25 protein-coding genes and 1 tRNA gene are annotated in these 26,410 nt (G+C 34.4%); 11 read left to right on the forward strand and 15 right to left on the reverse strand.

Going from position 1 to position 26,410, the window contains the following annotated elements; all coding sequences use genetic code 11:
• The first annotated feature begins 36 nt into the window (after positions 1-36).
• Both ACIQ2Z_RS02920 and ACIQ2Z_RS02925 read left to right on the forward strand, forming a co-directional pair.
• The gene (locus ACIQ2Z_RS02920; RefSeq protein WP_396182671.1) at positions 37-699 is read left to right on the forward strand and encodes a metal-dependent transcriptional regulator; all 663 of its coding nucleotides are present in this window, start codon (positions 37-39) and stop codon (positions 697-699) included.
• Positions 692-1,510 carry a ZIP family metal transporter gene (locus tag ACIQ2Z_RS02925; RefSeq protein ID WP_396172434.1) on the forward strand — a complete coding sequence of 273 codons (819 nt, stop codon included), beginning with the start codon at positions 692-694 and terminating at the stop codon, positions 1,508-1,510. Before ACIQ2Z_RS02920 ends, ACIQ2Z_RS02925 begins: the two co-directional genes overlap by 8 nt.
• Here the strand turns inward: ACIQ2Z_RS02925 and ACIQ2Z_RS02930 are convergent.
• From ACIQ2Z_RS02930 to ACIQ2Z_RS02950, 5 genes are all read right to left on the reverse strand, one after another.
• Entirely contained in the window at positions 1,507-1,629 is a 123-nt protein-coding gene (locus ACIQ2Z_RS02930) for a FeoB-associated Cys-rich membrane protein (protein ID WP_396172433.1), read from the reverse strand. The genes ACIQ2Z_RS02925 and ACIQ2Z_RS02930 overlap by 4 nt on opposite strands.
• 46 nt (positions 1,630-1,675) lie before the next feature.
• Positions 1,676-3,904 carry a TonB-dependent receptor family protein gene (locus ACIQ2Z_RS02935; protein WP_396182672.1) on the reverse strand — a complete coding sequence of 743 codons (2,229 nt, stop codon included), beginning with the start codon at positions 3,902-3,904 and terminating at the stop codon, positions 1,676-1,678.
• 451 nt (positions 3,905-4,355) lie between these two features.
• Positions 4,356-6,458: a ferrous iron transport protein B gene (gene feoB / locus ACIQ2Z_RS02940; protein WP_396182673.1), complete on the reverse strand. Its 2,103-nt coding sequence runs from the start codon at positions 6,456-6,458 to the stop codon at positions 4,356-4,358.
• Positions 6,459-6,471: 13 nt separating this feature from the next.
• Positions 6,472-6,705: a ferrous iron transport protein A gene (locus ACIQ2Z_RS02945; protein WP_396182674.1), complete on the reverse strand. Its 234-nt coding sequence runs from the start codon at positions 6,703-6,705 to the stop codon at positions 6,472-6,474.
• 77 nt (positions 6,706-6,782) lie between these two features.
• Complete coding sequence (locus ACIQ2Z_RS02950) at positions 6,783-7,454, reverse strand: SCO family protein (protein WP_396182675.1); 672 nt, start codon at positions 7,452-7,454, stop codon at positions 6,783-6,785.
• A gap of 115 nt (positions 7,455-7,569) precedes the next feature.
• Here ACIQ2Z_RS02950 and ACIQ2Z_RS02955 point away from each other — a divergent pair, with 115 nt between their 5' ends.
• Together ACIQ2Z_RS02955 and ACIQ2Z_RS02960 are read left to right on the forward strand one after the other, a co-directional pair.
• A complete protein-coding gene (locus ACIQ2Z_RS02955) occupies positions 7,570-10,950 on the forward strand; it encodes a T9SS type A sorting domain-containing protein (protein ID WP_396182676.1) in 3,381 nt (1,126 codons plus the stop codon).
• Between the two features lie 3 nt (positions 10,951-10,953).
• Positions 10,954-13,008 carry a M13 family metallopeptidase gene (locus ACIQ2Z_RS02960; protein ID WP_396182677.1) on the forward strand — a complete coding sequence of 685 codons (2,055 nt, stop codon included), beginning with the start codon at positions 10,954-10,956 and terminating at the stop codon, positions 13,006-13,008.
• Between the two features lie 257 nt (positions 13,009-13,265).
• On the opposite strand, the gene ACIQ2Z_RS02965 is transcribed toward ACIQ2Z_RS02960, so the two are convergent.
• The 8 genes from ACIQ2Z_RS02965 to ACIQ2Z_RS03000 all read right to left on the reverse strand — a co-directional run bounded on the left by ACIQ2Z_RS02965 (position 13,266) and on the right by ACIQ2Z_RS03000 (position 18,847).
• Positions 13,266-14,432 (reverse strand): iron-containing alcohol dehydrogenase, encoded by a 1,167-nt coding sequence (locus tag ACIQ2Z_RS02965; RefSeq protein WP_396182678.1) that lies wholly within the window; start codon positions 14,430-14,432, stop codon positions 13,266-13,268.
• Between the two features lie 127 nt (positions 14,433-14,559).
• The gene (locus ACIQ2Z_RS02970) at positions 14,560-15,003 is read right to left on the reverse strand and encodes a toxin-antitoxin system YwqK family antitoxin (protein ID WP_396182679.1); all 444 of its coding nucleotides are present in this window, start codon (positions 15,001-15,003) and stop codon (positions 14,560-14,562) included.
• A gap of 11 nt (positions 15,004-15,014) precedes the next feature.
• A complete protein-coding gene (gene nadD, locus ACIQ2Z_RS02975) occupies positions 15,015-15,596 on the reverse strand; it encodes a nicotinate (nicotinamide) nucleotide adenylyltransferase (protein WP_396182680.1) in 582 nt (193 codons plus the stop codon).
• Between the two features lie 31 nt (positions 15,597-15,627).
• On the reverse strand, positions 15,628-15,993 hold the full coding sequence (locus tag ACIQ2Z_RS02980; RefSeq protein WP_396172423.1) for a four helix bundle protein: 366 nt from the start codon (positions 15,991-15,993) through the stop codon (positions 15,628-15,630).
• Between the two features lie 82 nt (positions 15,994-16,075).
• Complete coding sequence (gene gmk, locus ACIQ2Z_RS02985; protein WP_396182681.1) at positions 16,076-16,648, reverse strand: guanylate kinase; 573 nt, start codon at positions 16,646-16,648, stop codon at positions 16,076-16,078.
• A gap of 6 nt (positions 16,649-16,654) precedes the next feature.
• Positions 16,655-17,515 carry a YicC/YloC family endoribonuclease gene (locus ACIQ2Z_RS02990; RefSeq protein WP_396182682.1) on the reverse strand — a complete coding sequence of 287 codons (861 nt, stop codon included), beginning with the start codon at positions 17,513-17,515 and terminating at the stop codon, positions 16,655-16,657.
• A 95-nt stretch (positions 17,516-17,610) separates the two neighbouring features.
• On the reverse strand, positions 17,611-18,498 hold the full coding sequence (locus ACIQ2Z_RS02995) for a DMT family transporter (RefSeq protein WP_396182683.1): 888 nt from the start codon (positions 18,496-18,498) through the stop codon (positions 17,611-17,613).
• Entirely contained in the window at positions 18,491-18,847 is a 357-nt protein-coding gene (locus ACIQ2Z_RS03000; RefSeq protein WP_396182684.1) for an arsenate reductase family protein, read from the reverse strand. The genes ACIQ2Z_RS02995 and ACIQ2Z_RS03000 overlap by 8 nt, the downstream gene beginning before the upstream one ends.
• Before the next feature lie 152 nt (positions 18,848-18,999).
• Here ACIQ2Z_RS03000 and ACIQ2Z_RS03005 point away from each other — a divergent pair.
• Positions 19,000-19,073 (forward strand) — tRNA-Ile (locus tag ACIQ2Z_RS03005).
• Positions 19,074-19,588: 515 nt separating this feature from the next.
• On the opposite strand, the gene ACIQ2Z_RS03010 is transcribed toward ACIQ2Z_RS03005, so the two are convergent.
• Complete coding sequence (locus tag ACIQ2Z_RS03010) at positions 19,589-20,179, reverse strand: riboflavin synthase (RefSeq protein ID WP_396182685.1); 591 nt, start codon at positions 20,177-20,179, stop codon at positions 19,589-19,591.
• 57 nt (positions 20,180-20,236) lie between these two features.
• Between ACIQ2Z_RS03010 and pdxA the strand changes: the two genes are divergently transcribed.
• The 6 genes from pdxA to accC all read left to right on the forward strand — a co-directional run bounded on the left by pdxA (position 20,237) and on the right by accC (position 25,231).
• The gene (gene pdxA, locus ACIQ2Z_RS03015; RefSeq protein ID WP_396182686.1) at positions 20,237-21,286 is read left to right on the forward strand and encodes a 4-hydroxythreonine-4-phosphate dehydrogenase PdxA; all 1,050 of its coding nucleotides are present in this window, start codon (positions 20,237-20,239) and stop codon (positions 21,284-21,286) included.
• 84 nt (positions 21,287-21,370) lie between these two features.
• Positions 21,371-21,910: a YceD family protein gene (locus tag ACIQ2Z_RS03020; protein WP_396182718.1), complete on the forward strand. Its 540-nt coding sequence runs from the start codon at positions 21,371-21,373 to the stop codon at positions 21,908-21,910.
• A 9-nt stretch (positions 21,911-21,919) separates the two neighbouring features.
• Entirely contained in the window at positions 21,920-22,114 is a 195-nt protein-coding gene (gene rpmF, locus ACIQ2Z_RS03025) for a 50S ribosomal protein L32 (protein ID WP_396182687.1), read from the forward strand.
• A gap of 165 nt (positions 22,115-22,279) precedes the next feature.
• Positions 22,280-23,278: a beta-ketoacyl-ACP synthase III gene (locus ACIQ2Z_RS03030; protein WP_396182688.1), complete on the forward strand. Its 999-nt coding sequence runs from the start codon at positions 22,280-22,282 to the stop codon at positions 23,276-23,278.
• Positions 23,279-23,305: 27 nt separating this feature from the next.
• Positions 23,306-23,785, forward strand: a complete 480-nt coding sequence (gene accB / locus ACIQ2Z_RS03035; RefSeq protein WP_396182689.1) for an acetyl-CoA carboxylase biotin carboxyl carrier protein — start codon at positions 23,306-23,308, stop codon at positions 23,783-23,785.
• Positions 23,786-23,884: 99 nt separating this feature from the next.
• Positions 23,885-25,231 (forward strand): acetyl-CoA carboxylase biotin carboxylase subunit, encoded by a 1,347-nt coding sequence (accC, locus tag ACIQ2Z_RS03040; protein WP_396182690.1) that lies wholly within the window; start codon positions 23,885-23,887, stop codon positions 25,229-25,231.
• 766 nt (positions 25,232-25,997) lie between these two features.
• Here accC and ACIQ2Z_RS03045 read toward each other — a convergent pair.
• Complete coding sequence (locus ACIQ2Z_RS03045; RefSeq protein ID WP_396182691.1) at positions 25,998-26,402, reverse strand: hypothetical protein; 405 nt, start codon at positions 26,400-26,402, stop codon at positions 25,998-26,000.
• Positions 26,403-26,410: the final 8 nt, after the last annotated feature.

A 26,410-nucleotide genomic window follows, 5' to 3' on the forward strand; every position in this document is an offset into this window, starting at 1 on the left:
ATATTTGTTTTGAAATTTATTTTGTAGCGACAAAGCATGACCTACTCTGAAGAAAACTATTTAAAAGTAATTTATCATTTATCCCTTGTTTCTCCTAAAGGGATTAATACAAATGCCATTGCCAAAATGATTGAAAGTAAAGCTTCTTCGGTCACGGATATGGTTAAAAAGCTAGCAGATAAAGAATTGGTAATTTATCAAAAATACCAAGGTGTAAACTTAACCCCGAAAGGACTGAAAGCCGCGAAAATGATTGTGCGAAAGCATCGGTTATGGGAAGTTTTTTTGGTAGAAAAATTAGACTTTACTTGGGATGAGGTGCATGATGTTGCAGAAGAATTGGAACACATTCATTCGGAGAAATTAATCAATCGATTGGAAGAGTTTTTAGGTTTCCCTAAAGAAGATCCACATGGTGATCCCATTCCGGACCGAAACGGGCAAATTATCAAAGTTGAAAAACAGTTGCTTTCGGATGTTCCGTTGCACACAAAAGTTATTTGTTTGGGAGTTAAAGATAGTTCGCCGAGTTTCTTGCAATACCTTGATAAACAACATATTTCGCTGGGGTCAGAGATTGAGGTTGTGAACATAGAGCTTTTTGATTTATCACTGACAATACTCATTAATCAAAATGAATTTTTAATTTCTCATAAAATAGCCAGTAATCTGTTTGTAAAATTAGTTGAACATGTTTGATTCAATTGTAGCTTATTTAGAAAGTATTGACCCTGTATTAGCAGCATTGTATGCCACGTTGTTTACTTGGTTTTTAACCGCTTTGGGAGCATCTGTTGTTTTCTTTTTTAAGACCATGAATCGTTTGGCTCTGGATGGAATGCTGGGTTTCACCGGAGGTGTAATGGTTGCTGCAAGTTACTGGAGTTTATTGGCACCGGCCATTGAAATGTCGGAAGGTGAAGGTTTTGAAAAGGTTTTTCCTGCTGCTTGTGGATTTATTTTAGGGGCTTTTTTCTTATTTGGATTGGACAAAATATTACCTCATTTACATATCAATTTCAAAGAAACCGAAGGAGTCAAAACACCTTGGCAAAAAACCACACTTTTAGTTTTGGCAATTACGTTACATAATATACCTGAAGGATTAGCTGTTGGGGTTTTATTTGGTGGTGTTGCCGCTGGAGTTCCCGAAGCTTCCATTGCCGGAGCTGCAATATTGGCTATTGGAATCGGGATTCAAAATTTTCCGGAAGGGATTGCTGTTTCTATGCCTTTACGGAGAATGGGAATGAGTAGAAAAAAGAGTTTTTTGTACGGACAATCCTCTGCGTTGGTAGAACCAATTGCCGGAGTTATTGGAGCCGTAGCAGTTACGTTTTTCACGCCTATTTTGCCCTATGCATTGGCATTCGCAGCCGGTGCAATGATATTTGTAGTGGTTGAGGAGGTGATTCCGGAAACTCAGCAAGCCAATAATACCGACATTGCCACTTTAGGATTTATAGGCGGATTTGTGATCATGATGACATTAGATGTGGCTTTGGGTTAATGACAACCACAATCAGTATCGCCGCAGTTTTTTTTTGATTTTTTCCTTTTGAAAAGAGGTTTCAATAAAAAAAACGCAGCAGCAATAACTAAAACATATACAATAACATTCTGTATCATAGCGTAAAAGTAAAAGGTTTTCAATTGAATGAAAACCTTTTATTTGTTAAAGTTTAGCCCCTATCGAAATATAAAATGTTCTGCCTTCCCCGGGAATAATTCCGGGCCCGGGATAACCACCTGCTCTTCGAGTAGCATATTCTTCGCTTAATAAGTTGTTTATTCCCGCACGTATATTGAAGTTTTTCATAAATTTATATTCAGACGATAAATCGAAAACACCATATCTGTCCAAAAGCCCGGTAACACCATTGGTAGAAGGAGTTACGGTGTTGTTTGCATCTGTAAAAATTCTTCCCGACATTCTATATTGCATGGTAGCAGATAAATTGTTATTCCCCCAAGAAAGTCCAAAATTGTGAATATATCTTGGTGCGTTTTCAACTCTATTGCCTGAAAGGTTGGTTTCAGTGATCGTAACATTTGGTGCTGTTCCGGACGCAGAAAAAATGCTAAAATCGGTATAGCGACTGTCAATAAAACTAATGGACGCAAATAAATCAAGGTTGCCGTAAGGCTTTTCAACTTCAAACAAACGAGTTATATTTAGATTAAAAAAGCCTTCAATTCCTTTATTTACGATTTCTCCCAGATTTGTTCTATATAAAAACGTTCCTTGGGTGGGGTCATTATTGATGAATTGTCGAACGCCACCAATTCTGTTAGTATAACTCAAATAAAATAAGCTAAAATCAAAGTTTAAGTAGTTTTTAAATGTTCCTCTGAATCCTAAATCAGCATTAAACCCACTTGCATCGGCAAGGTTCGGATCAATAACATCTGTTACTGCAGGGGGCGTTAAATCAGAGAATAATACGGGTCGATACGCTTGCGTAATATTTGCATAGATATTGGTAGTTCTAAACTTGTACTCCAATCCTAATCCAAATAATGGGACACTTCGTGCAATGGTTTCCTCTGGAAATGCTATATCATTGTCACCACTAGTGCCAAATCTTCCTTCACCCGTATTTTTAATATATTCATAACGAATGCCTGGAGTAAAACTAAATTTTTCGGAAACTTTAAATTGGTTTTCAGCAAAAACGGCCACGTTTTCCGTTGTAAAATCTAAATCGCGAGCAAACTGTCCTTCAATAGATAAATCAAAATCAGAACCTGTTGTTCCTCTGCCATCTTGCACTCGTTGGGTATTTGCTTTGTATAAACGCACGCCAAAGGCAAGATTGTTGTCAATTTTTCCTAGTTTATATTTATAGATATTGCGGTTTTCCAATCCAAAGTTTTGATAATAATCGCGGTCAACTCTTCGGTTGGCATAGTCATTTGTTGCAGGATTGATAGCATCTTCAATGTTTGGAGTTGCCGTAAAACCTACACTGTTTCGTTCGCCAACAAGTCCAACAAGTTTGGTGTTTGAAGAAAAGTTGTTACTTACTTTCGTATCAAAGTTTATTGAAAACACATTCCAAGGTGTACCAAACCAATTTCGTTCTCTCAAAGATTGTCGGGAGTTGCTGTTGAATTGCTCATCTGTTAAACCTCCGGATTGTTGCATTTGATAATCCATATTGGTGTATTCTGCCGATAATTTCGTTTCATTAGTAAAGCGATATTCAACAAAAGCATGGGTATTTCTAACGCTGTATTCGCTGTTTTCTCTACAACCATCGGCACTTCTCGAATGATTATAAACGTAATAGGAAAACTTTTTATAATTACCGCCAATGGCGTTGTAGCTACTCATTAAACCGTAACTACCAACTGTATTTTGTGTTTCAAAAGAAAATTTCTTTTTCGTTTCTCTTTTTAATACATAATTCAACATACCACCAAATTGAGGTCCAAATTGTAGAGAAGCACCACCACGAACTAATTCAATCGTTTCAACAGCTTCTAGTGGTGGATTGTAGTAGGCTTCCGGGTAACCAAAAACATCCGAGGAAATGTCGTATCCATTTTGACGTGTATTTAATTCCCAACTTCTATTAGGACTTAAACCTCTAACTGCCACATTAATTTGGATGCCTGAACCATCGTTTTCCCAAATGGTAGCACCGGGAATTCTCGAAAAAATTTCTCTAGCATTATTAGTTGTAAAGTTCCCGTTAATGTTTGAAAGCTTTATAACTTCATTTTTTTTACCCGAAAATAAAACGTTGTCTTTTATTTCGGCCATTCGTTCAGGACTATTTTTTTTGGGTTCAAGAACAACCTCTTTTAATTGGATGGTGTCTTGTGGTTTTTGATTATCTGTTTGAGCATTTAAAAGTACTGCGGTAAACGTTAAAAAAAGGGTCAAATATCTCTGCATTTTTATTTAGATTAATTCTACATTGCAAAAATAGATGCTATTTTTTATTTAGACAAATTATAAATAACAAAAATTTCAACTATTTTTTAAACGTTTGATAGCGAAAAATTTACGGTTGCAAATTTTTTTTGAATACGAGGACTTCAAAATGAAAGTCAAAAATATATTAGGCAGGTTATATCCTTGCTTTTAAAGTTTGAGGCCCATCAAGTACTAGAATTGCTATTTATAGAACTGTTCATAAGTCCACAACATGATGCGAGTATAGTATGAAAATTGTCCAATTATATTTGACTATCTTGAATACATAATTATTATAATTTACATTTAAGTAGTCCATAATTTGATCAAAGACCACTTCCATCTTAAAGACACATAATTTTAATTATATTTTACTTTGACTTGAAGTCAAGTGGAATTAACTTAAATTAAAGTAAAAAGGAAAAGTAATCTACTTTAGTATCTGAAAAGCCAACAATGCCATTAAATAGGCAAAACCACTCATGACAAAAAGTTGAATAATAGGCCATTTCCAAGAATTAGTTTCTTTTTTTACAATGGCGAGTGTGCTCATGCATTGCATGGCAAACGCATAAAAAAGTAATAAGGAAATTCCGGAAGCAAAAGTATAAATGGGTTGTCCGGTATCCGGATGTACTTCAGCCCGCATACGTTGCTTAATTGTATTGACTTCTTCTTCATGACTACCCACGCTATAAATCGTGGCCATAGTTCCCACAAATACTTCTCTAGCGGCAAATGAGGCAACAATTCCGATGCCAATTTTCCAATCGTAACCCAAAGGAGCGATGGCAGGTTCAATTGATTTTCCGAGAATGCCGATGTATGAGTTTTCTAGTTTAAACGACGCGATTTTATCCTCTAATTGATCGGCAGTAAGTGAATTTTTTGCTTCGGTTCGAATGATTATTTCTGCATTTTTAAAATTATCAGTCGGACCATAAGAGGCCATAAACCATAAAACAATAGAAAGTGAAACAATTATTTTTCCTGCTCCAAAAACAAACGTTTTTGTTTTTTCCAACACATTTAAGCCCACATTTTTGTAATAGGGAATTTTGTAATTGGGCATTTCAACTACAAAATAGCTTTTGCTTTTGAACTGTAAAATTTTGTTTAAAATCATCGCTGAAACAATAGCCATTAAAAATCCAAGTGCATACAAAACCATTAAAGTTAGTCCTTGTAGATTTAAAAATCCTAACACGCGTTGATCGGGAATGATGATTGAAATAAGAATGGTATAAACCGGAATTCGTGCCGAACAGGTAGTAAACGGCGTTACTAAAATAGTAATCAAACGTTCTTTCCAGTTTTCGATGTTTCGGGTCGCCATAATAGCCGGAATGGCACAAGCAGTGCCTGATATTAAAGGAACCACACTTTTTCCGCTCAATCCATAACGACGCATGCCTTTGTCCATTAAAAACACTACGCGACTCATATAACCGCTTTCTTCCAACAAGGAAATAAAAAGAAAAAGAAAGGCAATTTGCGGAATGAAAATGAGCACACCACCAATTCCCGGTATGATTCCTTGAGCGATCAAATCGGTTAGTTTTCCCGCAGGAAAATTTCTTGCCATCCAAGAACTAAATGAGGCAAATTGCTCGTCGATAAAGTTCATCGGCAGACTCGACCAATCAAAGACCGACTGAAATATCAACAGCAATACGCCAAAGAAAATGACATATCCCCAAATTTTATGTGTCAGTATTTTGTCTAAACGACTGCGTAAATCGCGAGCTTTTGATACATCTACTTTTTTGGCAACTTTCAATAAATCATTGATAAATTGGTAGCGTTTGACCGTTTCTTTATGTTGCAAACGTTTTAATTCTGAATCAGGTTTGGAAAACGAATTGTTTTGTAAAACAGATTTATTTATGGAACCAAAATTTACATCCTGCGAAATCACCAACCACAATTTGTATTGCTGTTGATTCGGATAAATCCGGCGTAAACTTTCAAAATAGTCTTTGTCAATTTCTGAGGCATTTAAACAAGCTTCGGTAGATAATTGTTTGAAGTTGACTATCAAATCTTTTAATTCACTGATTCCCTTTGCTTTACGGGAACTAATTAAAGCGATTTTGGTTTTTAAAACAGCTTCTAATTTTGGAATATCTAACGAAATGCCTTTACGTTCCATTTGATCGGCCATGTTAATAACCAAAATGGTAGGAATTTCTAAATCTTTGATTTGAGTAAAAAGCAGCAAATTTCGTTTTAAATTTTCTACCTCTGAAACCACCACCACTAGATCCGGATAATCAGCGTCGTTTTTATTTAACAACAATTCTATAACCAGATTTTCATCTAATGAATTTGCATTCAGACTATACGTTCCCGGTAAATCAAGTATAATAGCTTTATTGTTATTTGGCAACGAACAACTTCCTACTTTTCTTTCAACCGTAATTCCAGGGTAGTTGCCCACCTGCTGATTTAAGCCGGTGAGTTGATTAAATAACGAAGTTTTACCCGTGTTAGGGTTACCAATAAGAGCAACTTTAATGGGGTTTTCTTTCATGACCTTGTTGCAATTAATTTTGAATTATTTCTACAACAATTTCATGTGCCATTTCTTTTCGAATAGCCAAATGAGTTCCGTTCATATCTAAGTACAGCGGATCTCCAAACGGTGCAACTTGAATTAATTCAACTAAATGTCCTTCCATACAACCCATTTCAATTAATTTCAACGGAATTTTATCGATATCGAAGCTTAAGATTACTCCTTTCTCGCCTTTTTTGAGCAGGTCAACAGTTGTTCGCAATGTTTATTTAGAATAAATATAAATACAAAAGTACAGTTTTTTATAAAACCTTTACTGGTAAATGTCAATTTATAAGTTTATTTATTTTCGCCCAATAAAAAATTAATATCTTCAATTAACCTTTTAATATCTTCTTTTTTAGTACCATCATAAAAACCACGAACTCTTCTTTGTTCATCAACTAGAATAAAATTTTCCGTATGAACCATATCGTATAACTCCCCAGCCGTATCTGTTTTTACTGCTAAGTAGGATTTCCGTGCGATGTAAAAAATATCTTTTTTATCTCCGGTTACTAAATTCCATTTTGAGTCAATGACACCTTTTTCTAAAGCACATTTTTTCAATACCGGAACACTATCAATTTGAGGCATAACGGTGTGTGAAAGCAACATTACTTTTGGATTATTTTTAAATGCATTTTGAATTTCAACCATATTATCTTGCATAATAGGGCAAATAGTGGTACAAGTAGAAAAGAAAAAATCAGCCACATAAATTTTCCCTTCATAGTCTTTTTGAGTAATTATTTTTCCGTTTTGATTAGTGAATGAAAAATCAGCAATGGCATGATATTTACTGATATGTTGCACAGTAGTATCGACTAATTCTGAATTTACCATCGAAGGGTTATAAATGGGTAACATTTTTTTTGGATTTAAAAATTGATATGCTATGTAAAGAAATAGCACAGAAAATAAGATAAATCCTAAGATTATAAATTTATATCGATTGATTAAAGATAGCATTTTGATTTTTTTACAAAGGTAAAAAAGATAACTTACTAAATACTAGTTACACAAGTGTTAATTAATACCACTCAATTCAATTGGTTTTTATATTTTTGAATAAAATTTAAGACAAATGAAAAAAATTCTACTCCTCTTATTGTTTTTTCAATTTTCATCTTCAATTGCTCAATTTAATTCAACGGCACCTTGGATGGATTCTGTTCAAAAGAAAGAAACTGGTGATGCAACAATTGATGAAATTAAAGTGGCATTTGATAAGTATTGGGCAGGTAAAAATTATAAAGCAAAAGGAAGTGGCTACAAACCTTTCATGCGTTGGGAAACCCATTGGAGAAACAAAGTCGATAATTCGGGAAATTTATTGACTCCGGAACAAATGTGGAATGCTTGGAATCAAAAAAATCAAGATAGGGTTAATCGAAATTCAACGCTTAGTGCAATTAGTAATTGGGAGCCACTAGGGCCATTTAATCATATCAACACGGGCTCTTGGTCATCAGGGCAAGGAAGGGTAAACGTTATTGTGGTCGATCCAAATAATGCAAATACAATTTATCTCGGTGCACCTGCAGGAGGAATATGGAAATCAACAGATGCGGGTCTAAATTGGACTCCGCTTTCTGATTATCTCCCCCAAATTGGGGTTTCTGGGATAGCAGTTGATCATACAAATTCAAACATTATTTATATTGCTACCGGAGATAAAGACGCTGCAGATTCTTATTCAATAGGAGTTTTAAAATCACTTGATGGCGGACTAACATGGAACACTACCGGACTTACCTTTACTAACACTTCAACTTTAGCAAGTGAAATTTTTATGCATCCTACAAACCCCAATATCCTATGGGTTGCCACAAGTGTGGGCATGTATAAAACAATAGATGCAGGTAATACTTGGGTAAAAAAATTAAATGGAAATGTAAAAGATTTGAAGTTAAAACCAGGTAATCCAGATGTTGTTTATGCAGTCACGACAAATCGTTTCCATCGCTCAACCAATGGAGGGGAAACTTTTACACAAATTATTTCTGGCATGCCTTCAAATTCAGGACGATTAATTATTGATGTCACTCCCGCTAATCCGGAATATGTGTATGTATTAAGTGCTCGAACAAATTGGAGTCATCAAGGTCTTTACAAATCAACAAATTCTGGATTAAATTTTGTAAAATCTGATAATACTGTTGATATTTTTGAAGCTAATCAAGCATGGTATGACATGGCTTTAGCTGTTTCAGACACAAATCCTGAAGAGGTTTACACGGGGGTTTTAAATGTTTGGAAATCAACAAATGGGGGGAATTCGTTTGATAAAATTAATGACTGGTCAAATCCTTTTCAGGCTACTTACACGCATGCCGATATACATTTTTTAAGATTTTATAATGGAATATTATATTGTGGCAGTGATGGAGGCATTTATGTTTCATCTAATAATGGGGAATCATTTACTGATTTAACAGCCACCGCTCAAATAGGACAATTTTACAGAATTTCGGTTGCAAAACAAACTTCTTCTAAAATAGCAGGAGGTCTTCAAGATAATGGAGGTTATGCATTTAGTGGTAATGTTTGGAAAAATTACTATGGAGCAGATGGTATGGAAACAGCCATCGACCCTAATAACAGTAGTAATTTTTATGGGTTTATTCAAAATGGAGGCGGATTATATTTTTCAACAAATTCCGGAAATAGTTTATCAGGAAGTATTTATGCTCCGGATGGACAAAACGGAAATTGGATAACTCCTTTAGCTATTAATTCTCTGGGGGAATTATATGCTGGTTTTAACGGACTTTATAAGTTGAATATCAATGTTTGGACTTTGGTTTCTTCTACTTCATTTACATCCGGAAATTTAGAAAGAATTACCATCGATCCTTCTAATGATAATATTATATATGTGGGGGATGAGAATGATTTGTTTAAAAGTACAGACAAAGGAATAACATTTTCATTAGTGGATTCCTTTTCAAATGCGATAACTGGGATAGAGGTTCATTTCCAAGACAGTAATATTGTTTATGTAACCACGGCGGGTACTTCAGGAAGTGTTTTTAAATCTACAACCGGAGGAACGGGCTTTTTAAATATTGGAGCAGGACTGCCCAATATCGGTAAAAATGTAATCAAACACCAAGGAAATCATATTGATAATCCATTATATGTAGGAACTAGTTTAGGGGTTTATTATCGGGACGATACCATGAGTGAGTGGGTTCCTTTTGACACTAACCTTCCAAATGTTGATGTCACCGATTTAGAAATTCACGTATTTGATGAAAAAATTATTGCCTCAACTTACGGAAGAGGTGTTTGGCAATCATCAATTCCAACACAATTAGCCCAAAATGATTTAGCTCTTATTAGTTTGGAAGATCCCTCTATTGAAAATATTAATTGTAATGTCAATTCGCTATCCTTCTTAGTTAAAAACACAGGATTATCAACGGTTACTGATTTTACGCTCAATTACACTATAAATGGAGTTCCTAATAATTTTATTTGGAATGGAAATTTAGAGTCTTTGGCAACAACAACTATTGAAATTTCAGGACTTAGTTTAATTAGAGGAAAATCAGTCATTCAAGGAACAGTTGTTTTACCTAATGATTTATTTGCCAATAATAACAGTATCAATGTTGAAATTTTAAATAATGATAATGGCTTGGTAGGTTCTTTAAACACCTTTGAAACTCCATTTTCAAGCCTTGTAACTTCACAAGCAGGAGGAACTAGTTTGTGGCAAAGAGGTTTACCAACGGGAACATTATTAAATACAACTTCTTCAGGAGTGGGAGTTTATGGAACGAATTTGAGTGGTAATTATACAGATGGAACAAAAGCTTATTTATATTCTCAATGTTATAATTTCTCTCAGATTTCTAATCCTGTCATCCGATTTAAAATGGCTTTTGATTTAGAATTGAATTGGGATATTTTATATTTGGAATATTCTAACGATATAGGCCAAACCTGGAATGTTTTAGGCTCTGCAGACGATGCTAATTGGTACAATAGTAGTCGATCTCCACAAACCGCTGATGATTGTAACAATTGTCCTGGAGCACAATGGACAGGCACTAATACAACTATGCAAGAGTATAGCTATATGTTGAATCAGTTTATTGGTCAAAGTAACATTATTTTTAGATTTGTTTTTCATTCAGACGAAGCAGTTAATAATGAAGGCGTTATTATTGATGATTTTATCATCGATGGGACATTGTCTACATCTGATTTTAGTTTAAATGAAATTGCTATTTATCCTAATCCGTCTAATGGATTGTTTACAATTACTTATGGTAATTATAAACCGCAAAAAGTGGAAGTATTTGATGTAACAGGTAAAATCATTTTAACTATTAAGGAAAACGCTTTATCAGACGATAAAATACAATTGAACCTTGAAAAAGTGACCACCGGTGTTTATTTTGTTAAAATAAGTAATGATGATCAACAAGTAGTTAAAAGGATAATTAAAAATTAAGAAATGAATACAATCAAAAAAAACATTATCTGTGTGTTGACATTGTCTTCCTTAACAGTTGGATTTGCTCAGGAGAAAAATAAAGAAACCATCGGAATCAACTTGGAATACATGGATAAAACCGTCAAACCAAGCGATGACTTCTTCAGATTTGTAAATGGAAATTGGTTAGATAAAAATGAAATTCCAGCCGATAGAACTCGATGGGGTAGTTTTGATGAACTTCGTGAAAAAACAGATAAAGATATGATGCTTATTTTAAAAGAAGCATTGAATAACCCTTCTTATACAGCTGAAACAGATCAAGGGAAAGCTCTAAATCTATACCGTACAATTATGGATACGGTTACTAGAAATAAACAAGGGATTAAACCGTTAAAACCTTATCTGGAAAAAATTAATGCCGTAAAAGATGTAGCTGACCTTAAAAAACTTTTAATAGAAATGGAAACTCAAGGAGGAGTTGGTTTTTTTGGAGTTGGTGTAGGAACTGATGCTAAAAACAGCAATAGGAATGTGGTAAATGTTGGTTTAGGAAGTCTTGGCTTACCGGACCGTGATTACTATGTTTCAGGGGATAAAGACAGTAAAGAAAAAAGAGAAAAGTATCATGCTCACATCATCAAGATGATGAGCTATTTAGGCGAAAAACCGGCTCAAGCTATAGCTACTGCTGATAGAGTTTTAACTCTCGAAATTGCCATGGCAACACCACGTTTAGATCGAGTGGAACGAAGAGACCGAAGAAAAACCTATAATCCGATGACGATTGCTGAACTTCAAAATTTAACACCTACCATTAATTGGAATGAATATTTGCAAGGTGTAGGTTTACCAATAGTGGATACAATTATAGTTTCTCAACCGCGTTACATGACCGCTTTAGAAACTATTTTCAAAGAAAACAAAGTGGAGGATTGGAAAGCCTACATGCGTTGGACACTTCTTAATCGTTATGCCGGATTATTATCAACAGAAATAGGAAATGCCAATTGGCAATTTTATGGAAAAACCTTAACGGGAGCAATCAAGCAAAGACCGTTTGATGAAAGAGCGTTACAGTCTGTAAATGGTTCTTTTGGGGAAGCATTAGGTAAAATTTATGTAGAAAAAATGTTCCCGCCTGAAGCAAAAGAAAAAGCCAGAAAAATGATTGATAATTTGTTTTTAGCGTATGAAAACAGAATCAATAATTTACCTTGGATGGCAAAATCAACTAAAGATAATGCTATTGCAAAACTCAAAAAATTCAATGTTAAAATAGGTTATCCTGATAAATGGAAAGATTATTCTAAAGTTACAATCATTGGACCAAAAGATGGAGGAACTTATTTTGATAACTCCAAAACAATAACTAAATGGCGTAATGATGAAAATTTCGCCAAATTAAATAAACCGGTTGACAAAACGGAATGGGGAATGTCACCACAAACGGTGAATGCTTATTATAATGCCTCATTTAATGAAATTGTTTTTCCTGCGGCTATTTTACAACCGCCATTTTATGATTACAGAGCAGACGAAGCAGTTAATTATGGTGGAATTGGAGCTGTTATTGGTCACGAAATTTCACACGGATTTGATGATAGCGGTTCTCGTTACAATGCCGATGGAAATTTAGTAAATTGGTGGAGTGAAGAAGATCTGAAACAGTTCACAGAACTGGGCGGAGCATTAGCGGATCAATATTCGCAATTAGAACCACTACCGGGAATTTTTGTGGACGGAAAATTTACCTTAGGTGAAAACATTGGTGATTTAGGCGGAGTAAGTGCAGCTCTAGATGGTTTAAAAATTCATTTAAAACAAGCTGGCAATCCGGGATTAATTGACGGATATACTCCCGAACAACGTTTCTTTATTTCTTGGGCAACTATTTGGAGAAGTAAAGCCAGAGATGAAGCCATTAAAAATTTAGTAAAAACAGATTCTCATTCACCAGGACAATACAGAGCTTATGTTCCCCTGCAAAATGTAGATGCGTTTTATGATGCCTTCTCCATCGAAAAGGGAGATGGAATGTATCTGGAAGTAGATAAAAGAGTTAAAATTTGGTAAAAGAGTTATAAATTTGATAATAAAAACAATAAAAAAAATAATAGGACGTTGTATCTCTCTAATCATTGCATAATGCAAGTTAGAGTTAGTTAAATTTTGTTTTGATGTTTTGAAAAAAGGCGTTCCCGAATTTAATTCAGGAACGCCTTTTGATTTTTTTTCTGAGAGGCTGAGTTTCTGAGACTCTGAGTAGCTGAGTTTCTAATATTTTAACATTCACATTTTTTCTCAGCATCTCAGCTACTCAGGAACTCTTTTTAATAACTCATCTCCACTATCTGTCTCACTTTATCCAACGTAATATTCTGTTTTTCGCCCATCGCTTTCCAACCTCTTTCTTCAAATCGATTCACGATGAAATCGGCTGTTTTTTCAAAATCTCTTGTGTTTTCAGACAATTTGGTTTTCATGCCCATGCTGTGTAAAAATTCGATTGTTTTTTCAATCGCTTTTTTAGCAATTGCATCGGTTGTACCCTCTTGAATATTCCATACACGTTTGCCATATTGAGCCAATTTATCTTTTTTAGTTTCAAACATTACTTTGTATAAGTTCGGACCGATAATCGCTAATGTTCTCGCATGATCAATTTCATACAAAGCTGTTAATTCGTGACCTATCATATGGGTTGCCCAATCGCTTGGAACACCTTTTTGAATCAATCCGTTTAACGCCATCGTGGCACACCACATAAAATTGGAAGCCAATTTATAATCGGATGGGTTTTGAACGACATCCGGACCAATTTCAATTAATGTTTGCAAGATACTTTCTGAAATCCGATCTTGTAATAACGCATCGTGCGGATACGTTAGGTATTGTTCCATCACATGCGTAAAAGCATCAACTACACCATTTTCCAATTGTCTCTTTGGTAAGGAAGCCACAACCGTTGGATCACAAATAGAAAATTTCGGAAATAAAGCACTTCCGCCTAAGGTTAATTTTTCCTGCGTTGCTTCAATCGTTACCACCGCACCCGAATTCATTTCACTACCCGTTGCCGGCAAAGTTAAAACCGTTCCAAACGGAATGACTTTCGAAACATCTTTGAACAATATTCGCTTTTTCAAGATTTCGACGGCATCTCCTTCAAAATTCAACGCTCCGGAAATAAATTTTACCCCATCTATTACGCTTCCGCCACCAACAGCTAAAATAAAAGTGATGTTTTTGGCACGAATAATTTCTACCGCTTTCATTAGTGTTTCGAAACGCGGATTGGGTTCAATGCCGCCAAATTCCACTATTTCAAAACCTGCAAGGGCTGTTTTTACTTGGTCGTAAATGCCGTTTTTAAAAATACTTCCGCCTCCATAAGCCAAAAGAATTTTACTCTTTGCGGGAATTAGATCGGATAATTTAGAGATTTGACCTTTTCCAAAAATGTAATGGGTAGGGTTGTATAATTCGAAGTTTGTCATTGTAAAATTGTTTAAAAGTTTAAAAAATGTTTACGGGTTTAAAAGGTTTAAATCTTAAACGCATACAAAGTTACAAAAGGATTGAAGGAACATGTGGTAAAGGAGTGTTAAGGTAAATAAATGAATTTTAGTTTTCTTCTGTTTTAGTTAAATTTCCTGTTTCATCATAATACTTCCAAAGACCAACTTTTTTCATCATTTTATATTCGCCTTCTTCCATTAGAATACCGTTTTCATAGAATTTTTTAAATGCTCCATCAACTATTCCATTATTATAACTTGCAATCAATATTATTTTACCATTCTCGTTATATTTAGTAAGAGTTTTGAATTTTAAATTATCTAATGGAAAAACTGTTGACTTACTTTTTTTTTTATTTTCAAAATATTCTTCAATTATAAAATTTTTACCATCTTGAAATTTTATACTTTTTGGATTATTTGAAATAATAGTATCACCAATTGCGGGAATGTTTTCATTTTCAGCACCATATGTAATTTTAATTTTTTCATTTTGGCTGAATGAAAGTAATGGCAATATAACTGTAATCAATAAAAATATTTTTTTCATAAAAATCTAAACTACTTCCTATAAAACAAATTATGATCTAAAAACGCCCACACATGTTCCGGTAAAACGGCTCGTACATTTTTACCGTTTTTGATGCTTTCGCGAATGAAGGTAGAGGATAATTCAATCACCGGAGCTCCCACACGATGAATTTTTGGATGGTTGATAAATTGTTCGTCAATCACGCCTGAATTTAATCGCGGATAAACAAAAACGTCATGGTTTTGCAGAATGACTTCGTAGTTTTTCCATTTATGAAGCGAATTCAAATTGTCTTCACCCATAATTAAGGCAAACTCATTAGTTGGATATTTTTCTTGCAAATGTGCCAACGTATTGACCGTATAATTGGGTTGTGGTAACTTGAATTCAATGTCAGAAGGTTTGATTTTTGGATAATCCTTGGTGGCTAAATGCACCATTTCCAACCGATGGTAATCATCCAATAACGTACTTTTTTGTTTGTGTGGATTGTGTGGTGTCACAACCATCCAAACTTGATCTAAATCGGAATATTCCACCATGTGATTGGCAATGATTAAATGCCCCACATGAATGGGATTGAAGGTGCCGAAATATAATCCGATTTTCATGGTTTAGTCCTTAGTGAATAGTCCTTAGTCCTTAGTTTTTGAGGGTTTTTGAAAAGGAATAAATCATTTTTGATTCTTCTTGAATCAGTAGCATTAGTTCATCAAATAAATTTTCATCTTTAACAAAATCTAATTCTTTGGAAATAATGAGTTGCGTTTCAATTTCGTTTAATGAGCCTTTAGCAATATCAAGAAAATAACTGAATGATTTATCGGTATTTCTTCCGAAACCTTCAGCAATATTTGAAGGAATTGAAACAGCTGCTCTTTTTAACTGGCTTGTTAAAGCAAAACGTTCATCTTCAGGAAAATTTTTAACCAGTTTATACACTAAAATGACAATTCTTATACCTTTTTGCCAAATTAGTAAATCTTTATAGGAATTTACAGCTGCCATAATTATGTTTTTTAATATTAATAATTTATAATGTACTTCACTAAGGACTATTCACTGAGGACTAAGGACTTTTCACTAAAGACTATCGACTAACAAACTCCTTCACCAATTCATACGCTTCCGCTTTTGCTACATCCAAATCATAATTTTTAATAATTGTATCAAATTGCGGTGCGGTTGCCAATTCCACCGATGCTTTCGCAATTCGCATGTTGATTTTATCATCAGATTCTGTTGACCGTTTTTTTAAACGGATTTTTAATTCGTCAATACTGGGTGGTTTTACAAAAACAGCCAAGGTTTCTTGTTTGAATTTCGATTTAATACGCAATCCGCCAGCCACATCTATATCAAAAATAACATTTTTACCTTTGGCCCAAATGCGTTCGACTTCACTTTTCAAGGTTCCGTAAAAATTATCTCGGTATACTTCTTCCCATTCAACGAAATCTTCTGCTTTGATGTGGTTTTTAAATTCTTTGAGCGATATAAAATAATAATCTTTTCCGTGCACTTCTTGTCCTCTGGGATCACGGGTTGTACAGGAAACCGAGAATTCCAAATTCAAATCGGGTTGAGCCAGCAAATGCCTGACAATTGTTGTTTTTCCAGAGCCTGATGGAGCAGAGAAGACAAGTAGTTTTCCTTTATTCATATTTCTTTATAAAACATTCAAAACCTGTTCCTTAATTTTCTCCAATTCATCCTTCATCATCACGACCAATTTTTGCATTTCTGAATGATTGGATTTAGAACCCATCGTATTGATTTCACGACCGATTTCTTGGGTAATAAAACCTAGCTTTCTTCCATTGGCTTCTGTTCCAGCTATGGTTTCGATAAAATAATTCAAATGATTTTCTAAACGAACGCGTTCTTCGGTAATGTCATATTTTTCAAGATAGAAAATCAATTCTTGTTCAAAACGGTTTTCATCCACATTAGCTTCCAATTCATCTAAAGCGGTTCGCAAGCGATTTTTTACGGTTTCAATTCGATCCGTATCCATTCCTACCGCTTGATTCATATAGGTGCGAATATTTTCAATTCGGGAAACGAATTCAATTTCCAATGATTTGCCTTCATCTATTCTGAAAGAAGCGATGTTTTTCAACGCTTCCTCAACCACTTTCATGATTTCATTCCATTCGTTTTCATCAATTTCATCGCGTTCTGTTTTTAACGCATCAGGCATTCGAACAGCCATTTTCATCAATTCGGTTTCATTTGCATTCGGAATAACTGCTTTCATTTGATTAATGTAACCTTTTACAATAGGCACATTAATTTTTGAAGAAGTTTCTTCGCCGGTTACCTCAATGTAAATGGAGAAATCAATTTTACCGCGTACCAATTTTTGGGCAATTACATTTCGTAAACCCAATTCCATTTCACGATAAACAGAAGGCATTCGCACATTCAAATCCAAACCTTTGCTGTTTAGAGATTTCACTTCAACAGTAATTTTTTTGTTGGAAAGTTGTAAGGTAGACTTCCCAAAACCGGTCATTGATTGTATCATAAAGTTGTAAAAAATGTGTTCAAAGATAATAAAAAGTGGTCAGTGTTCAGGCGAAAAGTGTTCAGTTCTAGTGATTACTGAAAACTAATTACTGCTTACTGAACACTTTTCTTTTGCGTTACCAAATAAACGCCGGTAAAAATTAAAACCGCAGAACCTATTTTTACCCAACTAAGGTCGTCTTTTCCTAAACTGATTGCAAAAATGGTAGCAAATAAAGGTTGCAGATAAATAAATACTGCAACGGTGGTTGGTTTTAATTCACGCATAGAAACCAAATTGAGCAAATAAGTGAGAAAAGTTGAAAATACCACCACAAAAAAAACTTTCCACCAAATAGAAGTGTTGAAATTTTCCCAGATGATGGCGTCAAATTCACTCCATCCAAAAGGCAATACCATGATAAATCCAAAGGTATAAATCCATTTTACGAATGTAAAGGCATTGTATTTATCCATTAATTTTTTAACCAAAATGAGGTAAAAACCGTAGGAAACAGCGTTGATAAAAACGAGTAAATTGCCTAACATTTCATTCGGAGCATTAATCATCGATTTGCCATATAGAATTAAGGATATAGTTCCTGCCAAACCAAGTACAATTCCCAAAACTTTTCTTTTTTTCATTCGTTCCCGCATGATAAAAGCGGAGAGAATCAATACAATCATGGGAGTGGTCACCATTAAAACAGCTCCCATAATGGGTGAAGTATAGCTTAGTCCTTTAAAGAAGGTCAGCATATTTAATGCAACACCAAAAAGTGCGGCAGCAATAATTCGTGGAAAATCGGCTAAATCAATTTTTTCTTTAGGGATAAAAAGAGATACAATCCAAAAAAGAATGACGGAACCTCCTACTCGAAGTACAATAAATCCAAAAGGTTCAATATATTGAGGCATAACATCTTTGGCGATAGTAAAAGTAACGCCATAAATAACAGATACCATGGTAGCTGCTAAAAGTGCCCAAGTTCTTTTATTCATTGTTCAAAAAATCAATAGCAGCTTGAACGACTTTGGGACTATTTCCAATAAAAATGTTGTTAGCAATGACAATCACTGGACGATTTAAAAAAGTATAATGTTCTAAAATGTATCGCTTGAAATCGGATTCGGTGAGCTTTTCATCTTTTAAACCCATTTCTTTATACAATTTGGCTCTTTTGCCAAATAGCTGTTCATAATTGCCTGACAAAGCATGCATTTCCTCCAATTGTTTAACAGTGATGGGTTCTTCTTTGATGTCTTGAAAAACGAAACCATCGGTGTTGGGCAATGATTTAATGATTCTTTTGCAAGTATCACAAGTTTTGAAGTAGTATATTTTTCGCATGCTGCAATTTTCAGCAAAAGTAATGACTTTTTGAGTAATTCTAAATCAGATAATTGAGGCATAATTAAAAAGAGTTGACTAAAAGGAATCAATAAATATAATTTATATTTTGAGTAAATCAAAAATAGTAGTAATATTGCACTCTCTAAACCGGTCCTATAGCTCAGTTGGTTAGAGCACCTGACTCATAATCAGGTGGTCCTTGGTTCGAGCCCAAGTGGGACCACAAAAAACCTTTCAAATCGGGAGGTTTTTTTTATTTCAATAAATTATTTTAAGGAAAGTTAAACCAAAATAGAATATTTTTCGTTAATATAATTTTGAAATATAGGAAGTTGTCAAAAAAGATGTATTTTTGCCGACGATTTACCATTTTAAAAGGAAGTATAGAAAAAAATAACAACTTAGTTTTTGTTTTAAAGAGATTTTTACTTTATTTGCCTAAATATTTTGTTAAAGAATAAATTTATTTACTTTTACACCCTATGAGAATTGTCCCAAACAAGTTTATAAATATATTGGGTGGTTTTATTTTGATACTATCTAATGCAACAACATTAGCTCAGAGCTCAAATAATCCGCCTCCACCAACTCCGCCTCCGCCAGGTACACCAATCGATAATTCGATTTACTTGCTGTTAGTCGTTGGTCTAGTATTTGCTTTTTACAAAATCAACAATAAACAAACGATAAAAAAAACTCCGAAGTAATTCGGAGTTTTTTATAGACATGAAAAACTAATTATTTTTTATACTCAAATAATCGAGCAACATATTTACCAATTACATCAAATTCTAGGTTTATTTTAGTGCCAACTTTAAAAGTCTGAAAATTAGTATGTTGAAAAGTATATGGAATTATAGCAACACTAAATTCGTTTTGCTTGGAATTAACCACCGTTAAACTTACACCATTCACCGTGATAGAGCCTTTTTCAATAGTGATGTTGTTTGGTTCATTGTCATATTCAAAAGTAAAATACCAACTCCCGTTAGATTCTTTAACGGCATTGCAAATACCAATTTGATCAGCATGCCCTTGAACAAGGTGTCCATCTAATCGGGCATCCAGTTTCATCGCTCTTTCCAAATTGATTAAATCACCTATTTGCCAATTTCCAATGGTTGTTTTGTCAATGGTTTCTTTGATGGCTGTAACTGTATAAATGTCATTTTTTATGGCAACAACAGTCAAACAAATTCCATTATGAGCTAAACTTTGATCAATTTTAAGTTCTGAAGTTATCGAAGAAGATACTAATACATGAAGATTATCGCTGTCTTTTTGAATATCTTTGATGATTCCAAGAGTTTCTATAATTCCTGTAAACATTTGCGTTTTATTTTCTTAAATTTGCACTTCAAAAGTAGCAATAAATATCTTGAAGCCATGGTGAAAAAAGCAGAAAATATTCTGGTAGGAATTTCAATTGGAGATTTAAACGGAATTGGAAGCGAAGTAGTGCTCAAAACCTTCGAAGATCCAAGGATGTTGGAGCTTTGTACTCCCGTTATTTTTGCTAATGTTAGGATGTTGTCTTTTCTTAAAAAAAGTTTTGAATCAACGGCTTTACTGCACGGAATTGACAAATTAGATCAAATTGTCCCAGGAAAAATAAATGTATTTAATTTATGGAGAGACAGTTTTAATTTAGAATATGGAGTAGCGGATGATATAGTAGGCGGTTTTGCCGTAAAATCTTTTGTGGCCGCGACTAAAGCTTTAAAAGAGGGAGAAATAGATATTTTAGTAACAGCTCCAATCAATAAATATAATATCCAATCAGAAGAATTTAAATTTCCGGGGCATACCGATTATCTTAATCAGGAATTAGAAGGCGATGCATTGATGTTAATGGTTAATGACTCCTTACGAGTAGGTTTGTTTACAGACCATATTCCTGTCACGGAAGTTTCAAAATATTTAACAGAAAAATTAATCAGACAAAAAATAGCGACAGTTAAACAATCATTAATGCAGGATTTTAAAATCAGCAAACCAAAAATTGCTGTTTTAGGACTTAATCCTCATTGTGGTGACCATGGTGTAATTGGAAAAGAAGACGATGAAGTAATCAGGCCAACTATAAAGAAGTTATTTGATGAAGGGACATTTGTTTTTGGGCCGTATGCTGCAGATAGTTTTTTTGGAAACAATTCACAGGAAAAATTTGATGCGGTAATTGCATGTTACCACGACCAAGGGTTAATCCCTTTTAAAACATTATCTTTTGGAAACGGAGTGAATTATACAGCAGGATTAAATAAAATACGAACATCTCCGGATCACGGAACGGCATTTGAAATTGCCGGAAAAAATCAAGCTGATTTCAATTCGTTTAAAGAGGCAGTTTATTTGGCATTGGACATTTATAAATCCAGAATGGAGTATGCTCAAATAACGGAAAAACCGCTTAAAACAAAAGAAAAACAGTTTTAAACAAAAAAATGTTTATAACCGTATTGGATTTGCGATAATTTTATATCTTTGCAAACCCAATTTTTGGGACAAATTGTTGCTGAGATGAAAGTATCTAATGAATTTTTAATTCCGTTTATCGGATTAAAGCTAGGAAAACATCAATTTGACTATCAAATAGATAAAACGTTCTTTGATCGCTTCGAATATGATGATTTTGAAAGTTGTGATATCAAAACAACGGTTGTTTTAGAAAAAAAAACAACCATGATAGAGTTGCATTTTAAACATAAAGGAACCGTAAATGTTCCTTGTGATTTGACAAGTGAACCGTTTGATTTACCAATTAAAGGCAAAATCAAATTGATTGTTCAGTTTGGAGATGCTTTCAATGATGAAAATGAAGAATTGTTGATTTTACCTCATGGGGAACATCAAGTCGATATTTCACAATACATTTATGAAATGATTGTATTGTCAATTCCTTTAAAAAGAGTTCATCCCGGTTTAAAAAACGGAACATTACAATCAGAAGCTATTGATAAACTTCAAGAATTGACAGTCAAAGAAAAAAAAGTAGAAAAGAAAACAGGAGAGACAGACCCCCGTTGGGATCAATTAAAAAAACTATTAACGGATAAATAATATAGTAAAATGGCACATCCAAAGAGAAAGACCTCGAAAACCAGAAGAGACAAAAGAAGAACTCATTATAAAGCAACTGTTGCTCAAATCGCAACTTGCCCGATAACAGGGGAGGCACATTTATACCACAGAGCTTACTGGCATGAAGGAAAAATGTACTACAGAGGTCAAGTTGTTATTGACAAAACCGAAGCTATTGCTTAGTATTTTTTTTATTGTTTAAAAATAAACTCTCACTTGTTGAGAGTTTTTTTGTTATACCTATATTTTAAAGAAATAAGCGATTAGAAATCGATTGAGTTTAGATTTTTTTTTGTAATTTTCCCCCTCTTTTTAACCTATAAAGGAAAAGAAAAACCAGCAAACCCTATGAGTAAAATAACAGCCGCCATAACCGCAGTGGGTGCTTATGTTCCTGATTTTGTGTTGTCAAATAAAGTGTTGGAAACATTGGTTGATACAAATGACGAATGGATAACTTCCAGAACAGGAATTAAAGAAAGACGATTATTAAAAGAAGAAGGTAAAGGAACTTCTTTTCTTGCTATAAAAGCTGCTCAAAATTTATTTGAGAAAAACAACATCAATCCGGAAGAAATTGATTTAGTAATTATGGCTACAGCCACACCGGATATGCCAGTGGCTTCCACAGGAGTTTATGTAGCCAGTCAAATTGGAGCAGTGAATGCTTTTGCCTATGATTTACAAGCCGCTTGCTCCAGTTTTCTTTATGGAATGTCAAATGCTGCAGCTTACATTGAATCGGGTAGATATAAAAAAGTTTTGTTGATTGGAGCAGATAAAATGTCTTCAATTATAGATTACACTGACAGAGCAACCTGCATTATTTTTGGAGATGGTGCCGGGGCAATTTTATTTGAACCTAATTATGAAGATCTCGGTCTACAAGATGAGTTCTTGCGAAGTGATGGTATTGGAAGAGAGTTTTTAAAGATTGAAGCTGGAGGTTCTATTCTTCCAACTTCTCAGGAAACATTAGATAACAAACAACATTTTGTTTTTCAAGACGGTAAAACAGTTTTCAAATATGCTGTTTCAGGTATGGCAGATGTAAGTGAAAAAATTATGCAACGTAATAATTTATCGAATGACGATGTGAATTGGTTGATTGCTCATCAGGCTAATAAGCGGATTATTGATGCAACATCCAGTAGAATGGGATTAGACGAAAGCAAAGTCTTAATAAATATAGAACGTTATGGAAACACAACTTCCGCAACGCTTCCTTTGTTGTTAAGTGATTATGAAACTAAATTAAAAAAAGGAGATAATTTAATTTTTGCAGCTTTTGGAGGAGGATTCACTTGGGGTGCAATCTATCTGAAATGGGCTTACGATAAAAAATAAACAAAACTAAAATAAATCAATAACATCATGGATATTAGAGAAATTCAAAACCTAATCAAGTTTGTAGCCAAATCAGGAGCTACTGAAGTAAAATTAGAAATGGATGATTTTAAAATCACCATCAAAACTACTGAAGCCGGTGCCGCTGAAGCTTCTTATTTCCAACATTATCCTGCTGCACAACCAATGCAACAGATGATGCCTCAACATCAAATGCCTCAACCGGTTTCTCCGGTAGCTGCACCGGCAGTTGATGATAATTCAAAATTCATTACAATTAAATCACCGATGATTGGAACTTTATACAGAAAACCGGCTCCAGACAAAGCTCCATTCGTGGAAGTAGGTGCTACAATTTCTAAAGGAGATCCCGTTTGTGTAATTGAAGCTATGAAATTATTTAACGAAATTGAATCAGAAGTTTCAGGAAAAGTCATCAAAATTTTAGTTGATGATATGTCACCGGTTGAGTTTGACCAACCTTTATTTTTAGTAGATCCGTCTTAATTTGAAAAAATGTAATCATTTGAATTCATTTTCAAATTTTCACTCGAAGCTAAGCCGAACTGAGCGAAGCTAAATTGTTTAATTTTCAAATTAAAATCTATGTTTAAAAAAATATTAATTGCCAATCGAGGAGAAATTGCACTCCGTGTAATTAGAACCTGTAAAGAAATGGGTATCAAAACCGTAGCGGTTTATTCTACAGCAGATGCAGAAAGCCTGCATGTAAAGTTTGCAGATGAAGCGGTTTGTATTGGTCCACCGCCAAGTAATTTGTCTTACTTAAAAATGTCAAATATTATAGCGGCGGCTGAAATTACAAATGCTGATGCTATTCACCCCGGTTATGGTTTCTTATCTGAAAATGCTAAGTTTTCTAAAATTTGCCAAGAACATGGCATAAAATTTATTGGAGCTTCTCCTGAAATGATTGACAGAATGGGAGACAAAGCTTCGGCAAAAGCAACCATGAAAGCGGCTGGAGTTCCTTGTGTACCTGGTTCTGAAGGTTTGTTGGAGTCTTTTGAACAAGCTGCTCAAATAGCTAAAGACATGGGTTATCCTGTCATGCTTAAAGCAACTGCCGGAGGCGGCGGAAAGGGAATGCGTGCAGTTTGGAAAGCAGAAGAACTTCAAAAAGCATGGGAAAGTGCTCGTCAGGAATCAGCTGCTGCATTCGGTAATGACGGAATGTATATGGAGAAATTAATTGAAGAGCCACGTCATATAGAAATTCAGGTTGTTGGTGATGCTTATGGAAAAGCATGTCACCTTTCGGAAAGAGATTGTTCGGTACAACGTCGTCATCAAAAATTAACGGAGGAAACTCCTTCACCATTCATGACGGACGAATTGCGTGAAAAAATGGGTGAAGCTGCCGTTAGAGCGGCTGAATTCATTAAATATGAAGGTGCTGGAACAGTTGAGTTTTTGGTTGATAAAAACAGAAACTTCTATTTCATGGAAATGAATACCCGTATTCAAGTGGAACATCCTATTACGGAACAGGTAATTGATTACGATTTGATCCGCGAACAAATATTAGTGGCTGCCGGTGTGCCAATTTCAGGTAAAAATTATTTACCACAATTGCACTCCATCGAATGTCGTATTAATGCGGAAGATCCATATAATGATTTTAGACCTTCACCGGGTAAAATTACCGTACTACATGCACCAGGAGGTCACGGAGTTCGTTTAGATACACACGTTTATGCAGGATATAGTATTCCGCCTAATTACGATTCAATGATTGCTAAATTGATAACTACTGCTCAAACGAGAGAAGAAGCAATCAGTAAAATGAAACGGGCCTTAGATGAGTTTTATATCGAAGGAATTAAAACAACTATTCCTTTTCACCGCCAATTAATGGATGAACCGGATTATGTTTCTGGAAACTATACCACAAAATTTATGGAAAGTTTTAAAATGAACGATCCGGAATAAATAAGAAAATTCCAATTGTGACAGTCAGGATTTTTTTATGCTATTTGTTTAAAATAGGCAATGTGGTCAAAAATAGTTGGTGGTTTTTTAAATATGATTCATTAAATTACCGCATCAAACTGAAGAGGACATTGGCTCTGCTGAGGAGCAACCAATTAGCAATAAGTTTGACACATATACGAAAAATGAGGCAGTGTAAAAACTGCCTTTTTTATTACATTTTTGTTATGTTTTATGGCTAAAAAAACCTAATTGTTGATTTGATTTTTATAATATAAATACCATTTTAAAAAGTTCTTCCTGTTTTTTAAGCTTAGTCCTCGATGTACATTTAAGTTTCCTTTTAGATGTCCAAAAAATGATTCTAAAGAGTTGGTCGAGTTTGGTATTTTTTCATCTTTTAAATATAGAAACATATTAGGCAATGCTTTTTTGATTACCATAAATGATCTTCTAACCATTTTGTGAGTGTACTAATACCTGCCTGTTTCGATATTATATGATTTTTGATTAATGAAATACCGATAAGTTTCCTCCCATTGCATCAGCTCAATAAGCCACAATTGTCTTTTATACTCTGAATCTACATGATGTATTTTAGCTGCAATTTGTTTGAGCTCAAAACCTGATTTGTGCTTTGGATTTGCTGTAAGCCATATTCTACACATTCTTGAGATATGAACCAAACATCTTTGAAAAGGCACTTTCGGACAGACTTTTTTAATGGCTTTTATAGCAGATTTATCGCCATCAGAAGTTATGCTTTTTATTTTAAGACCAAGATTAATAGGTTCTGCAAGCCTTCAGCAATTTCTTCAAAATGCTCGCCATCAGTCATTCTGTAAAACTGTGTTAGCTTTAAATGAAAGTTCCTATATACTACCAAACAAATATCATTGGGGGAATAGGTCCCATCCAGTACCAAATATATCTGGTCAGTGGGACTGAACTCTAGAATAGGTGCCTTACTTAGCATTTTATAAAAATAGCGTTGCAAAGTGCTTTTGCTATATCCGGATTCAAGTGAAATTTTATCAAAAGTGTCTTTACCAATTACCCAATTCTTAAACCAAATTTCTCTGTTAGAATCCGAAACAGATTTATTACTGGCTGTAAACAATTGTCCACAATCTTTAAACTTAAATCGTTGTCTATTTTGTTGGATACCCATTTAATAGT

This window comes from Flavobacterium sp. (assembly GCF_044361015.1).
Classification (GTDB): domain Bacteria; phylum Bacteroidota; class Bacteroidia; order Flavobacteriales; family Flavobacteriaceae; genus Flavobacterium.